The following is a 14705-nucleotide window of genomic DNA, read 5'->3' as shown; positions in this document are numbered from 1 at the left end:
ACTTCGAGCGGCCGTTCAGGCGACGAGTTCGATGGCGACGCCGACCCGTGCGTAGGTCGGAAGCGCCCGGGCGTCGCGCGTGAGCAGCGTCGCGCCTGAATCGAGTGCGGCGAGCGCGACGAGTGCGTCGTACACGGCACCACCCGTGATACCGAGGTCGGCGATTCTGAGCGCGGGCGTGACGGGATGGTCCAGATCGGGGCTGAATGCGTGCCTCATCCCGTCCGTGAGCACCTGCTTCGCCGCCGCGGCATCGACGCGGGCATCGTTCGGCAGCCTCGTCAGCACGGAGAGCGTCTCGACCTCGGCGTGCCCGGACAGCGCGATCGGGCGCCCACCCACCCGAGCAACCACCGCATGGTGCATCGGATGGGACAGGAGCATGAGCGGCACCGCGACGCTCGTGTCGAGCGCGAGTGGGATCACCGCCGCCCGGCGTCGATCAGGGCGAACACGATGTCGTCGTCGATCACCGTGTCACTCGCGATCACGAGCCGGTCGCCTTCCCGCTCGAGCCGCGCGGTGCGACTCCCCGGCTCGATGTGCACGCCCCCACCGAATCGTGAGATGTCGATTTCAGCGCCGGGCTTCAGCCCCAGTTCGTCGCGAAAAGCCTTCGGGATGACGACCCGACCCATGGTGTCGATGGTCGCTCGCATGTCAGCAGTCTACCAATCTGCTGCCATCCATGAACAGGCGATATGTCTCACCCGATCGCATCGATCCGAGACCCGTGTTGAAGCGCGCGCGTGGGCAGGAGTCGCAGATCGAGGCAGACGGCGGCTCGGATCAGCGGGTGATCTTGGCCGGGTTGAAGTGGGCGCCCGGGTCGGCGGCCGTGAACAGGCCTCGCATCACCGCGACGCCCTCGCCGGAGATGTCCTGCTCGAGCCACGGGGCGTGCTCCAGGCCGACGCCGTGGTGGTGGGAGAGAGTGCCGCCGTTGTCGATGAATGCCTGCTGGATCGCGGATTTGACCCGGTCGTACTCACCGATGGGGTCGTCGCCGAAGACGAACGCGAACGTGAAGTACAGGCACGCGCCGGAGTGGTACGAGTGGGAGAGGTGGCACATCACCCAGCCGGTGCGGTCCATATCGCGGAAGACACCCTCCGCCGCCGCGATCACCGCATCGTGCACGCTGTTCAACCGGGACCAGGGCGCCGCGGTCTCGGAGACGTCGCCGGCGGTACCGCGGTCGAGTAGGAAGTCGCGCAGATAGGGCGTGTCGAACTTCTTCTGGTCGTACAGCACGCCCGGGCCGGTGCCCAGGGAGAACCCGCCGTGCCGCTTGATCACCCGCTCCGTCGCCTTGCGCTGGCGTGCGACGTGGTCGGCCTCGCCCTCGTAGCCGACGAAGGACAGGCAGACGTCGTCCAGGTTCCAGCCGCGGCGCTTCAGGTACAGCATCACGCCCCGCGTCAGCAGCTTCTGGACGCCCTTGGACTCCTTCGAGGTGGCCAGCGAGAATCCGGTCTCCCGGGCATCGGAGACGCGGGTGACGGTGGGGTGCGCGTCGCTGGCGGCGATCGCCTGCATCGCCGCCAGGCCGGCGGTCCAGGTCGGGTAGAAGTAGGCGTGGATGACGCGCTTGGCGGGGATGCGATGCACCTGCACCGTCACCTCGGTGATGACGCCCAGCCGGCCCTCGCTGCCGAGCACCATCTCGCGCACGCTCGGCCCCGTCGAAGCGCTCGGGATCCCTCGAATAACGAGCACGCCGTCGGGCCGAACGACTCGCATGCCGCGGGCGATGTCGGCGATGTCGCCGTACTTGTCCGACTGCATGCCCGACGACCGCGTAGCGACCCAGCCGCCGAGGCTGGAGTGGGTGAAGGAGTCGGGGAAGTGGCCGATCGTCCAGCCCCGCTCCTGCAGCTGGCTCTCCAGGTCGGGCCCGAGCGCGCCGGCCTGGATGCGGGCGAGGCCGGAGTCGGCGTCCACGTCGAGCACGCGGCGCAGCCGGCCGAGGTCGACCGACACGACCGGGCGGGTCTCGGCGGGCTGGGGCTCCAGACTGCCGGCGATGTTGCTGCCGCCGCCGAACGGGATGAGTACGGCGTCGGCCGCGATCACGGCGGCGACCACGGCCTGCACGGCGGCCTCGTCGGCGGGGAAGACGACGACGTCGGGGACACGGGGCAGGTCGCCGGCGCGGACACGGACCAGGTCGCGCAGGCTCTTGCCGTAGGTGTGGACGACGCGGGACTCGTCGTCGAGGCTGACCGCGTCTTCGCCCACCGCATCGCGAAGGTCCCGGAGCAACCCCTGCGGTGCGACCGATGGCGGCACGGTGATGCGGTCGAAGGAGGGCTGCTCGAGCGCCTGGGCGGTGTGCAGGTCGAGCCCGACCGCCTTCTGAACGAAGGCGGCGAAGGCCGGCTTGTCCTGCCAGTGGAAACCGACGCCGTCGACACCCCAGCCCCACCACTTCATGTGGGGCACCTGCGCCGGCGTCGGTACCGGCGGCGTGGTCACCTGGGCGTCCGCGGTGGTGCTGCGCACGGGCGGCGGCACCTGATCGGCGTCGTCGAGGTCGGACTCAGCCAGGTCCGTCATTCCCGGTCGTCCCCAGAGCCCGTCCGGGCTGAGGCGGTCCGGGCCTTCGTGCGAACGCCGTCCCGCGGGCGGCCGAGGCCGCTGTGCTCGTCGTGCAGGCGCAGCACCTCGTGGCGGACACGCGCCATGTACTCCGCGGGGCTCTCGCCGACGGAGGCGAACACCGGCGCCCCGAAGACGACTCCGACGGGCGGTCGGCCGACTCGCGGCCATTTGGATCCTCGCGGATGCACGTAATCCGCGCCGATGATCGCAACGGGGACACAGGGCACCGAGGCGCGTGCTGCCAGCGCCGCGGCGCCGGACTTGAACTGCCCGATGTCGCCGGTGGCGCTGCGCGTGCCCTCCGGGAAGACCAGCAGCGGCACGCCATGCCCGAGCAGTTCGCCGGCGGCCGAGCGGTGCTTCTCCACCGCGCCCCGCTGGTCGATCGCGCCCCGCTGGATGGGGAACGCATTGAAGAACAGGGACGTGAAGCCGCGCCGCCACCGCACGTCGAAGAAGTAGTCGGCCGCGGCGCCGGCGGCCAGGTAGCGGGCCAGCCGGCGGGGCAGGGTGGTGAAGACCAGCGGTGCGTCCAGGTGGCTGGAGTGATTGGCGACCACGACGAAGGCACCGCTCAGGTTGCGCAGTTCGTTGCGCCCGACGATGCGCACGCGGGCGATGCCACGGACCACGCCCTGCAGCAGGATGCGCTGCGCGACGTACCGCGCAGCGGCGTTGGTCCGAGAGGTGAACCGGTCCAGCCGCATAGGAGGTTCTTCGTACTCGTTGCCCCCTTTGGATTGCAGCCGCAACGTCACGGGGCCACGTTACCGCTCGCGGCCGCCGGAGATCCTGCGTGAAACCGAACGGATCCCTGCGCGCGGTCCATGCCGGGCCAGGAATATGAGCGCCTTGTAGCGCAGGGTCGGCACGGAGATCACCCGCCCGCGGGTCAGATCGCGGAGCGCATCGGCAACCAGGGTGTCCGCATCCACCCAGAGGGCCCGGGGGATGCCGGAGACCGACACTCCGCCCCGTACATGGAACTCGGTGTGGACCCAGCCCGGGCAGAGGGCCAGCACCCGCACGGCCGAGCCGTGCAGCTCGACCGCCAACGACTCGGTGTAGGTCGTCACCCACGCCTTGATCGCCGAGTAGGCGCCCATCGTGATGAAGCCGGCGGTGGATGAGACGTTGATGATGTCGCCGCGCCCGCGGGTGCGCATCGCGCGGGCGGCGGCACCGGAGAGCACCAGCACCGCCCGGATCATCACCTCCATCGCGCGGTCGTGCGGGGCGGTGTCGGCGTCGAGCAGCCGGGCACCGACCGAGAAGCCCGCGTTGTTGACCAGCAGCACGACGGGATCGGCGGAGTCCGCGAGCCGCGCCGCCACCCGGGCCACATCGGCGCGCACGGACAGGTCGGCCGACAGCGTCTCGACGCGGCGCCCGCCCGCCCGGTACCGGGCCGCCTCCGCCGCCAGCCGCTGCTCGTCGCGAGCGACGAGTACCAGGTCGAAGCCGCGGGCCGCCAGCGCACGCGCGAAGGCCGCGCCGATCCCCGAGGTCCCGCCGGTGATGAGGGCGACGGCCATGCCGCCTACGATACGAGGACGATGACGCCCGCCGCCGTGCCCGATCAGCCAGCCGCGCCGGAACCGCCCCTTCCGCCCGAGCAGCGCCCGCCCGAATCGCAGCGCCCGCCTGAATCTGTGCGTTCGCCTGAACCACCTGCACGCTCGCCGGCAGACGAGATGGTCGGCGGCCCGTTCACAGACGGTCGGCTGACCGGGCACGTCCTGCTCACCGGCGGCACCGGGTTCGTCGGTCAGGCCGTGCTGGAGCGCCTGCTGGTCTCTCATCCGGACACCACGGTCTCGGTGCTCGTCAGGGCGAGGGGGACGCAGTCCGGCGCGGACCGCCTGGCGAAACTGCTGCGCAAGCCGGTCTTCAAGCCGTGGCGCGATCGCGTGGGCGCGGACGAGGCGGCGCGAATCTACGCCGCACGGGTGCACGCCGTGGAGGGGGCGCTCGGTGCGGTGCCGCCGCTGCCGGCGGACATCGACGTGGTCATCCACAGCGCCTCCACCGTCTCGTTCGATCCGCCGATCGACGAGGCGTTCGCCACGAACGTGGGCGGCGCGACCTCGGTGTACGAGGCGCTGCTGGCCGCGGGCGCCGATCCGCACGTCGTCCACGTGTCCACCTGCTACGTCGGCGGCATCCGCAAGGGCGTGCTGCCCGAGGCGCGCCTGGCGCACGAGGTCGACTGGCGGGCGGAGGCGCTGGCGGCCGCCCGGGCCCGAGAGCGCGTGGAGCTGCGCAGCCGCGAGCCCGCCGTGCTGCGCACCCTGATGGCGGACGCACGCACCCGGGTCGGCAAGGAGGGCCCCCAGGCCGTGGCGCGCGCGACAGAGGAGGCCCGCGTCGAGTGGGTCAAGCGGCGGCTCGTGCAGGCCGGACGCAGCCGCGCCGAGAGCCTCGGGTGGACCGACGTCTACACCCTGACCAAGGCGTTCGCCGAGCGGGCGGCGGAGGACCTGTGGGCGGGCGCCGGCCATCGCCTGTCGATCGTGCGGCCGTCCGTGATCGAGAGCGCCCTCGCGCATCCGTTCCCGGGCTGGATCGACGGGTTCAAGGTCGCCGATCCGCTGATCATCGCCTTCGGGCGCGGTCAGCTGCCGGACTTCCCGGGCGTACCCGACTCGGTGCTCGATGTCGTGCCGGTCGATTACGTGGTCAACGCGATCCTTGCGGCGGCGGCCGCGCCCCCGGCGCCGGCCGAGCCCCGGTACGTACACGTCGCCTCCGGAGCCACCAACCCGCTGCCGTTCCACCGCATGTATCAGAACGTGCGCGACTACTTCACCGCGAACCCCATCCCGGACACCGGCCGGGGCGCCGTCCGGGTGCCGACGTGGCAGTTCCCGGGCGACCGCCGGGTGGAGCGGGCGCTGAAGGGCGCCGAGGTGCGGGCCGACCTGGGCGACCGGGTGCTGGATCGACTTCCCTCCACGTCCCGCTCGCGGGAGTGGCAGCGACGGCTCGATCGTCGCCGCGGCGATCTGGCCGTGATGCGCAGCCTCTCGGAGCTCTACCGCGCCTACGTGGGCACGGAGTTGATCTTCGACGACACCGTCGCCCGCTCGCTGCACGCGGCCCTGCCGCTGCAGCGACAGGAGTCGGAGGGGTTCGACGTCACCCGCATCGGCTGGGAGGACTACCTGCAGCGGGTGCACTTTCCGGCGGTCACCTCGCTGATGCGCGTGTTCTCGCGCGGCGGCACCGAGGCAGCGCCGCCCGCCCCCCAGGCACCGCTGCCGGAGCGGTCGGACGTGCTGGCCGTGTTCGACCTGGAGGGCACGGTCGTCGACTCCAACGTGGTGGAGCAGTACCTGTGGGTGCGCGGCGCCGGCTTCGGCGGCTGGACCGTGCTCGGCGAGGTCGCCGCGATCACGGCGGCGCTCCCCCGGTACCTGGCGGCCGAGCGGCGCGATCGCGGCGAGTTCGTGCGTGCATTCCTGCGGCGGTACGCAGGACTGCCCGCGGATCGGCTGCAGCGCATCGTCCGCGGCGGATACGCCGATCGCCTGCTGGGCGCGACGCGGCCGGAGGCGGTCGCCCGCATCCAGGCGCATCGCGCGGCAGGGCACCGCACGGTGCTCGTGACGGGATCGATCGGCACGCTGACCGAACCCATCGCCGGCCTGTTCGACGAGGTCGTGGCCAGCGCCATGCACGAGGCCGACGGCGTGCTGACCGGGTACCTGGCGCGGCCGCCGCTCGTCGACGAGGCGCGTGCCGCGTGGCTGACGCAGTACGCGGCACGCAACGGCTTCGACCTGGCCGCCTCCTACGGCTACGGCGACAGTCATGCCGACCTGCCGTGGCTCGGCCTGCTGGGCCGGCCGACGGCGGTCAATCCGGATGCCCGGCTGGCCAAGGAGGCGCAGCGGCGCCGCTGGGCGATCGCCGCGTGGCGCGAGCGCGGCGTCGCCCGAGCCGCCGTCGAGGGCGTCGGCCCGCGGATTCCCGCCTCCTGACCCCTCCTGAACGCCGAGGAATTCAGGAGAATTCGAGAAATGCAGGCGCAAACCGGCCCGGATCGCCTTCGTTACTCGGGATCGCCTGAATTGTTCGGCGCGGAGGACGCGGCGCGAGCGTTGTAGACCAGGGCCGCCGCCGAGTCGACGGCCGCGCGGTAGGCGGTGAACACCGCGAGCGCTTCGTCGCGCAGCACGCCGTCGACCACGTGGATGCCCCGCGACTCGAACTGCGCGGACCAGTCGTCGCGCATCGGCCCCTCGTCGAAGGTGGTGATGGTCTCGATCTCCGGACCGGACCCGGCGACGATCATGGTGCGCACCCCGGACCACATGGTGGCGCCGTAACACTGCACGCACGGACGCCAGTTGACGACCAGCTCGTGATCGGGCAGCCCGACCCCGCCGAGGTCCCACCCGCCGACCGCTTTTTGCGCGGTCCCGAGCGCCATCACCTCCGCGTGCCCTGACGAGATCCCGGAGGCGAGCACGACGTTCACGCCGACGGAGACGATGCGGCCCGTCGCGGTCTCGGCCACGAGCGCGGCGAACGGCCCGCCGTCGCCCTCGCGCCAGTTGCGGTCGGCGAGGCGGTGGACCAGGCGCATGCGGTCGACCGGGTCGGGCAGACGGTCCGGGACGCCGGCGAGCTCGTCGCCGATCCAGTCGGGAAGGGTCAGGGTGAAGCCGGCACTGTCGAGGCGCATGGTGAAGTCCTTCCGAGCCGCTCGGACCCGCCGTGTGGCAGTGTCGAGCGTCGGCTGCGCGTGTTTCGCAGCCGTTTCGGGCGAGTGACGTTTCGGTCCGACGCCTCGGTGCGCATCGGGCGGGCGAACGGAGAGGGGCGGCACATGAACCAGCCGGTGATCCTGGATGTCGACACGGGGCTCGACGATGCGATGGCCATCATGTTCGCGGTCCGCCATCCCGACATCGACGTGCGCGCGATCTCATGCGTCGCCGGGAATGTGAACCTGGATCAGGTGGTCGTCAACACCCTGAAGATCCTCGACCTGATCGACGCGCCCCCGATCCCGGTCGCGGCCGGTGCGACACGACCCCTCGTCGAGCCGGTGCGAGACGCTGCCGCGGTCCACGGTCCGTCCGGTCTCGGGGGTCTCGAACTGCCGCCCAGCCGTCGCAGCATCGCGGAGGTGCGCAGCGTCGAACTGCTGCGGCGCACGCTGCTCGACGCCGAGACGCCGGTCACGATCGTCGCGCTGGCGCCGCTGACGAACGTGGCGCTGCTGCTCAGGGTCCATCCCGAGGTCGTCGACAGGATCGCGAGGATCGTCTTCATGGGCGGGTCCGCGTCCGTCGGGAACGCCAGCGCGGTGGCCGAGTTCAACGTCTGGCACGATCCCGAAGCCGCCCACATCGTCATCAACAGCGGCATTCCGCTGGTGATGTACGGACTGGACGTGTTCAACGAAGTACTCGCTTCGCGCGAGACGATCGCCGAGCTGCACCGCTCCGGCGACCGAGTATCTCGTGCCCTCGGCAGCCTGCTCGGCCACGAGATCGTCGACCCGGAGCGCGGTACCACCACTGTGGTGCAGGGCATCGGCGACGCCGGCGCCGTGTGCGCGGCGGTACGTCCCGAGTTGTTCACGTTCGAGCGGCGGCCGCTGCAGGTCGCCCTCGCGCCCGGCATCGGCCGCGGTCAGACCGTCGTCGACCGGCGCGGACGCGGCTCCGGGAGCCTGGACGACGGTCCGCGTGACTGGCCCAGGGCGGAGGTTGCGCTCGGCGTGCGGACCGACGAGGTGCTGCAGCTGTTCTTCGACACGGTGCTGCAGCGGCACTGAACCCGGTCAGGCGAGCTGCAGCTTGGCCCGCAGTTCGGCGTCCGACGGCTCGACCACATGCGAGCCGTCCGGGAAGACGATCACCGGGATGTTCGTGCGCCCGCTGACCGCGACCGCCGCATCCGCGGCCTGCTCGGACGCCTCCACGTCGACGTAGTCGTAGTCGACGCCCTCGCCGTCGAGCAACGCCTTGGAGCGGCGACAGTCGCCGCACCAGCCCGCGCCGTAGAAGGTGATGCGGGCGGAAGTGGCGTCGGTCATCCAGCCAGGCTACGCGCGGGAGCGTGCGCTACCGCGCTCGCGCTCGAACAGGCTCTGGCCCGTCGGCCGGGCGCCGCGTAGCCTGACGACGCTCGGTATCGATGACGTTTCCGGGAGCGCCCGTGAATCCTTGGCTCGCCGTGCCCGGCCAGGGCGCGCCCCGGCGACCGATCCTGGAATCGTGGGAGCGGGCCCGACGCCGGCGCCTGGACCCCGATCACGCCGAGGCGTCGCTGGAGCTGGCCGGCGATGCGCTGGAGGAATACCGCCTGGGGCATCCGCTCGCACTGGCCCTGCCGGTGATCCGCAGACTACTGGTGCGGGACGCGGATGAGGGCAGCGGGGTGGTCGTCGCGGTGGGCGACGCGGCCGGCCGCCTGCTCTGGGTGGAGGGCGACGCCGCCCTGAAGCGCCGCGCGGAGGACATGCGCTTCATGGAGGGCGCCGGTTGGGGCGAGCAGGACGTCGGCACCTCCGCGCCGGGCACGGCCCTGACGCTCGACCACGGCATCCAGGTGACCGGGCGGGAGCACTTCGCGACGCCGGTGCAGCGCTGGAGCTGCACCGCGGTGCCGCTCCACGACCTGCGGACGCACCAGGTGCTCGGCGTGCTCGACGTCACCGGCGGCGACGAGGTGGTCGCCCCGCACGTGCTGCCGCTGCTGGAGGCGACCGCCGCGGCCGTGGAGCGCGAGCTGCTCGTGCAGCGGTTGACGCGCCGCCGCCGCCGGCAACCGGTCGCCCGGGCCGCCCGCGCGCCGCACCTCGGCGTGCTGGGCACCGACACCGGCAGCCTGACGACCGGCTCGACGACGGTGCCGCTGACCGCGCGGCACGCCGAGCTGCTGACGCTGCTCGCCTGGCATCGCGCCGGTCTGGCCGCCGACCACCTGGCCGAGCTGGTGTTCGGCCGGGCCGGCGCCGTCGGCACCGTGCGGGCCGAGATGGTGCGTCTGCGCCACCTGCTGGAGTCGACCGTCCCGGCCCTCACGCCGCTCGCCCGCCCGTACCGCCTGCCCGCGCCCGTCGATCTGGACGCGCGGATCGTGCTCGGCCTGCTGGACCGCGGTGCGCACGCCGCGGCCCTGGCCGCCTATCCGGGGCCGGTGCTGCCCGCCTCCGCTGCTCCGGGGATCGAGGCGATCCGCGCGGAGGTGGCGGGGCGCCTGCGCGAGTCGATGCTGGAATCCGCCTCCGCCGACGTGCTGCTGCAGTACGCGCAGACCGACGCCGGCGCCGCGGACCGACCCGTGTGGGAGACGCTGCTGCACCTGCTGCCGGCGCGCTCACCGCGGCGGGCGGGCGTCGTGGCGCACCTGGAGTCGCTCGGCTGACCTCGCTCGCCGGGGCGGATTCTCGGCTGCGGGACCGTGCAGGCGCATGCAACCGGATGCAACCCGCGGCGGCGTACCGTCCGGCACGAGCGCGCCCCACCGGTGCGCCGACGACGAAGTCGAACCAGGAGGACGGCCATGACCCTATTCGCCGACGCAGGGACCGAGGCATCGGTCGAGACCCCGCCGATCAGTGCCGACCAGGGAACGGCCGACCAGGGCAGCGCGCCACAGGTCTACGCGAACCCGGGTACCGAGGGCGCCGTGATGAGCTATCGCGGCCGCTACGACCACTTCATCGGCGGCGAGTACGTCGCTCCGGCCTCGGGCAAGTACTTCGAGAACATCACGCCGGTCACCGGCAGGCCCTTCTGCGAGATGGCCCGCGGCACGAAGGCCGATGTGGACCGCGCCGTCGAGGCCGGCTGGAAGGCGTTCCCGGCCTGGTCCAAGACCTCCCCCGCCGAACGCGCGCTGATGCTGACCCGCATCGCCGACCGCATGGAGGCGAACCTGGAACTGCTCGCGGTGGCCGAGACGTGGGAGAACGGCAAGCCGGTGCGCGAGACCCTGGCCGCCGACCTGCCGCTCGCGATCGACCACTTCCGCTACTTCGCGGGCGCCATCCGCGCGCAGGAAGGTGGCGTGTCCGAGATCGACCACGACACGATCGCCTACCACTTCCACGAGCCGCTCGGCGTGGTCGCCCAGATCATCCCGTGGAACTTCCCGATCCTGATGGCCACCTGGAAGCTCGCCCCGGCCCTCGCCGCCGGCAACTGCGTCGTGCTGAAGCCGGCCGAGCAGACCCCCGCCTCCATCCACGTGCTGATGGACCTGATCCGCGACCTGATTCCCGCGGGGGTGCTGAACATCGTCAACGGGTTCGGCATCGAGGCCGGCGCTCCGCTCGCGTCGCACCCGCGCATCCGCAAGGTCGCCTTCACCGGCGAGACCACCACGGGCCGGCTGATCATGCAGTACGCCAGCGAGAACCTGATCCCGGTCACGCTGGAGCTCGGCGGCAAGAGCCCCAACGTCTTCTTCGAGGACGTCGCCGATCAGAAGGACTCCTTCTACGAGAAGGCGCAGGAGGGCTTCTCGTTCTTCGCGCTGAACCAGGGCGAAGTGTGCACCTGCCCGTCCCGGGCGCTCGTCGCCAAATCGATCTACGACGGGTTCGTCGGCGACGGCATCGAGCGCGTGAAGAAGATCAAGCAGGGCAACCCGCTCGACGTCTCCACGATGATCGGCGCACAGGCGTCCAACGACCAGCTGGAGAAGATCCTGTCGTACATGGACATCGGCAAGCAGGAGGGCGCCAGACTGCTGATCGGCGGCGAACGGGCCGACCTCGGCGGCGACCTGGCCGAGGGCTACTACGTGCAGCCCACGATCTTCGAGGGCCAGAACTCGATGCGGATCTTCCAGGAGGAGATCTTCGGGCCCGTACTCGCACTGACCAGCTTCGACGGGTTCGACGACGCCATCTCCATCGCCAACGACACCCTGTACGGGCTCGGCGCCGGCGTCTGGAGCCGCAACGGCGCGCAGCTCTACCGCGCCGGACGGGCCATCGAAGCGGGCCGCGTCTGGTCGAATACCTACCACCAGTACCCGGCGCACGCCGCGTTCGGCGGCTACAAGCAGTCCGGGATCGGCCGCGAGAACCACAAGGTGATGCTCGACCACTACCAGCAGACCAAGAACCTGCTCGTGTCCTACGCCGACGGGCCGATGGGCTTCTTTTAGCCAATGGTCTTTGATGCGCGAGCGCATCAAAGACGTCGTGGGCAGTCCGCTGCGGGCCGGAACGGCCCTTCGCTCCCGGCCTTGAGGTCGGCGAGCGGAGGGTCGCTTGCGGTCCCGGATCAGATGGTGACCAGCCATGTCCGTCGTGCGGTAGGTATGACTCGGCGGTGGGTGTGCGTACCGCGTGAAGGCGCACGTATCGCGCGGAGGCGGTGTGGGGCGGGCGAGGAGAGAGGGAATGACCATGAGCGAGCAACGCGTGGATGTGACGGATGCTGCGGCGGACATGCTGCGGGAGTTGGCGGCGGACAACGGGGCGCTGATGTTCCACCAGTCCGGCGGATGCTGCGACGGGTCGAGTCCCATGTGCTTCCCCGTCGGGATGTTCCGCACCGGCGCATCCGACGAGCACTTGGGCGACCTGCAGGTCGACGGCATCGAACCCGTGCCGGTCTTCATGTCGAAGTCGCAGTTCGAGTACTGGAAGTACACGCACCTGACCATCGACATCGTCTCCGGGCGGGGCAGCGGGTTCTCCCTGGAGGCGCCCGAAGGCAAGCGGTTCCTGATCCGCTCCCGCATGCTGACCGACGCGGAATGCGCCGAGTTCGGTTTGGCGCCGCGGGTGCAGGTCGGAGCAGGGCTGAATCCGCTGCCCGCCACCGCGTCCGTCTGAGTCGGTTCAGGCGGGAGCGCGCACCTCGAAGAACGCGAGGCCGCGCTCCCGCCTCATCTCGGCGAAGCCCGCCCGTAGCAGCACCCGCTGCGACGCCCCGTTCGCGATGTCGGTATCCGCCCGTACGACCCTTGCCCCATGGGCGAACCCGTGACGGACAAGCTCGACCAGCGCCTCCACCGCGAAACCGCGGCCCCGCGCGGCGGCGACGAATCCGTACCCCACCTCGACCACGCCCTCGGCGTCGGGCGGCCCGAAGAAGCCGATCCCGCCGACTGCGAGCCCGCTGGCCCGGTCCCGCACCTGGAACAGCGTGAAGATCGCATCAGATTCCTGCTCGGCGGCCAGGGAACCGAGCGGCTCGAGCTCGTCCGCGAACGGATACTCGGGATGCCAGTGATCGTCGGGTCGGGGCGACCGGGCGACGATGCGCTCCGCCTCTGGGGGCGTGATCGGGTGGAGCACGAGGCGTGCGGTGATGAGGTCGCCGGGGTGCTCATTCCTTCCGTCGCGCGAGCCGAACTCCTGCACCACCTCAACGTCGCTCGCGGTCGCGCGAAGGAAGTACTCGGCCCACGCGCGGACATCGGGATACCCCGAAGCAGCCGCGACCTGCTCGATTGCGGCGTCGAGGTCGAATGCGGTGCGGCGCAGCGTGACGGCGCCGTCCGCGAGCAGTGCCCAGTGCGCACCACTGCGCCCATAGGGCATACCGACGCTGCCCGAGACGACGACAAGTCGACGGTCGACCAGTCGTACGAACGGCATATGGGTATGTCCGCCGACGACCGTCCGCACCTGCTCCGGCACGTCGGCCAGCACATCGGCCCACTGTGCTGGCCGAGTATCGACCAGCACGACTTCGTCGTCCGCACGCGGGCTTCCATGACAGAAGAGGACGGGTCCGAAGCCGACGATGTCGAGCGTGACGGGGTGGGGAAGGCCGGCCAGCAGTGCAACGTGCCGAGGCCCCAACTGCGCCGCCGCCCACTCCGAGATCGGATCGGGCACATCCGTCGTACCGCCCCGCGCGACCTGCACCAGCTCGCGGTCCGCATTCCCCCGTACGAGTACGACGCGCTCGCCCAGGGCCGTCAGCGCGTCCAGCACCTCGCTCGGCTGCGGACCGGCCGCCAGGTCGCCCGTGACCACGATGCGATCCGCGGACCGCACATCCGGCTCGGCGAGCACTGCTTCCAATGCCGGCAGCACGCCGTGCACATCCGACAGCACCGCCACACGGCCGATGAGGCGACGGGTCTCAGCCACCCGTGACCCTACCGAGACCGGCGCAACAGCCCCATGGGTGCCGCCCGGGCCAGTCGCTTCAGCAGGACCACGTCCCGACAGCAGGTCCTCGGTCGACCAGCAGCCTGCTCATGGGACATTGTCCTGCCATCGTGCTCTGGCTACAACCACAAGTCGTCGGCTGTGCTTATTGCCTACGCCGACAAGTCGTCGGCTGTGCTTATTATCTACGACGACCTACAGGTCGTCGTAGATGCCGCGGCGACGGAACTGGGTCTCCAGCAGGCGCAGGCCGTCGAGGCCCGGCAGGTTGGCGATCTGGTCGTCCATCTTGCGCACCTCGTGCAGGCCGTCCTCGCCGCTGAAGATGTAGCGCATCACATGCGCCACCTCGTGCTCCGGCATCGCTCCGGAACCGACCGGGCCCCAGAACTTGCTCAGCAGGAAGCGGGTCAGCTTGCGCGCCTTGGGGCTCTCCTCCAGCCGCTTCGTCGCCTGCGTCGTGTAGAACGCGATGTGCCGCGTCTCCTGGGCCGCGATGCGCTTCAGCAGCGGCGCGAGCGCGGGATGGGGCTCCATCGCGGCCAGCCGCCGGTACCCCGACGCGGCGGAGCGCTCGTTGCACATGCCCCAGGTCATGTGGACGGCGACGAAGTCCTTGCCCACGATGTTGCCCAGCACCGACTGCTTGACCGGATCGAGGCGGTCCTTCCAACCGAGCCGCATGCGGTTGGCCTTCAGCTGATCGAACTCCACGGAGATGCCGTGCGCGCCGAGCACCGCGGCGAGCGCCTCACCGTGCCAGTACTCCTCGCGATTCCACATCGTCATGAACGTGGACACCTCGCCGTCATTGTGGGACGGAGTGACGAGCATGTCCCGCAGGTAGCAGACCGTGTGATATTCCACTTCGCACATGTACTTGACCACTGCCAGCGTGTCGGCGGGCAGGGGGTCGGTGCGGAACGACTCGAGATCGAGGTCGCCCCAGGCGACTCGCTCGGACGTCTTCGCGAACTGGTCGATATCGAATGCCATG

General features: G+C 70.8%; 14 protein-coding genes. 5 read left to right on the top strand and 9 right to left on the bottom strand.

What is annotated here, in order from left to right; genetic code table 11:
• Positions 1 to 15: 15 nt before the first annotated feature.
• The 5 genes from ACFE7H_RS02625 to ACFE7H_RS02605 all read right to left on the bottom strand — a co-directional run bounded on the left by ACFE7H_RS02625 (position 16) and on the right by ACFE7H_RS02605 (position 4139).
• Positions 16 to 426 (bottom strand): PIN domain-containing protein, encoded by a 411-nt coding sequence (locus ACFE7H_RS02625; RefSeq protein WP_375399631.1) that lies wholly within the window; start codon positions 424 to 426, stop codon positions 16 to 18.
• Complete coding sequence (locus tag ACFE7H_RS02620; RefSeq protein WP_375399630.1) at positions 423 to 659, bottom strand: AbrB/MazE/SpoVT family DNA-binding domain-containing protein; 237 nt, start codon at positions 657 to 659, stop codon at positions 423 to 425. Before ACFE7H_RS02620 ends, ACFE7H_RS02625 begins: the two co-directional genes overlap by 4 nt.
• A gap of 130 nt (positions 660 to 789) precedes the next feature.
• The gene (locus tag ACFE7H_RS02615) at positions 790 to 2559 is read right to left on the bottom strand and encodes an FAD-binding oxidoreductase (RefSeq protein WP_375399629.1); all 1770 of its coding nucleotides are present in this window, start codon (positions 2557 to 2559) and stop codon (positions 790 to 792) included.
• The gene (locus ACFE7H_RS02610) at positions 2556 to 3362 is read right to left on the bottom strand and encodes a lysophospholipid acyltransferase family protein (RefSeq protein ID WP_375399628.1); all 807 of its coding nucleotides are present in this window, start codon (positions 3360 to 3362) and stop codon (positions 2556 to 2558) included. The genes ACFE7H_RS02615 and ACFE7H_RS02610 overlap by 4 nt, the downstream gene beginning before the upstream one ends.
• Before the next feature lie 9 nt (positions 3363 to 3371).
• Entirely contained in the window at positions 3372 to 4139 is a 768-nt protein-coding gene (locus tag ACFE7H_RS02605; protein ID WP_375399627.1) for an SDR family NAD(P)-dependent oxidoreductase, read from the bottom strand.
• A gap of 159 nt (positions 4140 to 4298) precedes the next feature.
• On the opposite strand from ACFE7H_RS02605, the gene ACFE7H_RS02600 reads away from it, so the two are divergent.
• On the top strand, positions 4299 to 6587 hold the full coding sequence (locus ACFE7H_RS02600) for an SDR family oxidoreductase (RefSeq protein ID WP_375399626.1): 2289 nt from the start codon (positions 4299 to 4301) through the stop codon (positions 6585 to 6587).
• Between the two features lie 71 nt (positions 6588 to 6658).
• On the opposite strand, the gene ACFE7H_RS02595 is transcribed toward ACFE7H_RS02600, so the two are convergent.
• Positions 6659 to 7294 (bottom strand): nucleoside deaminase, encoded by a 636-nt coding sequence (locus tag ACFE7H_RS02595; protein ID WP_375399625.1) that lies wholly within the window; start codon positions 7292 to 7294, stop codon positions 6659 to 6661.
• Between the two features lie 144 nt (positions 7295 to 7438).
• Between ACFE7H_RS02595 and ACFE7H_RS02590 the strand changes: the two genes are divergently transcribed.
• Positions 7439 to 8395, top strand: coding sequence for a nucleoside hydrolase (locus tag ACFE7H_RS02590; protein WP_375399624.1), 957 nt, complete (start codon positions 7439 to 7441; stop codon positions 8393 to 8395).
• 6 nt (positions 8396 to 8401) lie between these two features.
• Here the strand turns inward: ACFE7H_RS02590 and ACFE7H_RS02585 are convergent, their stop codons facing one another.
• Positions 8402 to 8656: a glutaredoxin family protein gene (locus tag ACFE7H_RS02585; protein WP_375399623.1), complete on the bottom strand. Its 255-nt coding sequence runs from the start codon at positions 8654 to 8656 to the stop codon at positions 8402 to 8404.
• 101 nt (positions 8657 to 8757) lie between these two features.
• Here ACFE7H_RS02585 and ACFE7H_RS02580 point away from each other — a divergent pair, with 101 nt between their 5' ends.
• The 3 genes from ACFE7H_RS02580 to ACFE7H_RS02570 all read left to right on the top strand — a co-directional run bounded on the left by ACFE7H_RS02580 (position 8758) and on the right by ACFE7H_RS02570 (position 12418).
• A complete protein-coding gene (locus ACFE7H_RS02580) occupies positions 8758 to 9990 on the top strand; it encodes a GAF domain-containing protein (protein WP_375399622.1) in 1233 nt (410 codons plus the stop codon).
• A 267-nt stretch (positions 9991 to 10257) separates the two neighbouring features.
• On the top strand, positions 10258 to 11742 hold the full coding sequence (locus ACFE7H_RS02575; protein WP_375399699.1) for an aldehyde dehydrogenase family protein: 1485 nt from the start codon (positions 10258 to 10260) through the stop codon (positions 11740 to 11742).
• 238 nt (positions 11743 to 11980) lie between these two features.
• The gene (locus ACFE7H_RS02570) at positions 11981 to 12418 is read left to right on the top strand and encodes a DUF779 domain-containing protein (protein ID WP_375399621.1); all 438 of its coding nucleotides are present in this window, start codon (positions 11981 to 11983) and stop codon (positions 12416 to 12418) included.
• A gap of 6 nt (positions 12419 to 12424) precedes the next feature.
• Here ACFE7H_RS02570 and ACFE7H_RS02565 read toward each other — a convergent pair whose 3' ends face one another.
• Complete coding sequence (locus tag ACFE7H_RS02565) at positions 12425 to 13687, bottom strand: GNAT family N-acetyltransferase (RefSeq protein WP_375399620.1); 1263 nt, start codon at positions 13685 to 13687, stop codon at positions 12425 to 12427.
• A gap of 216 nt (positions 13688 to 13903) precedes the next feature.
• A complete protein-coding gene (locus ACFE7H_RS02560; protein ID WP_375399619.1) occupies positions 13904 to 14704 on the bottom strand; it encodes a ferritin-like domain-containing protein in 801 nt (266 codons plus the stop codon).
• Between the last annotated feature and the right edge of the window lies 1 nt (position 14705).

Source organism: uncultured Amnibacterium sp. (assembly GCF_964250715.1).
GTDB lineage: Bacteria > Actinomycetota > Actinomycetes > Actinomycetales > Microbacteriaceae > Amnibacterium.
The sequence above is the reverse complement of the archived record's forward strand: the minus strand, read 5'-3'. Positions and strand labels throughout refer to the sequence as shown.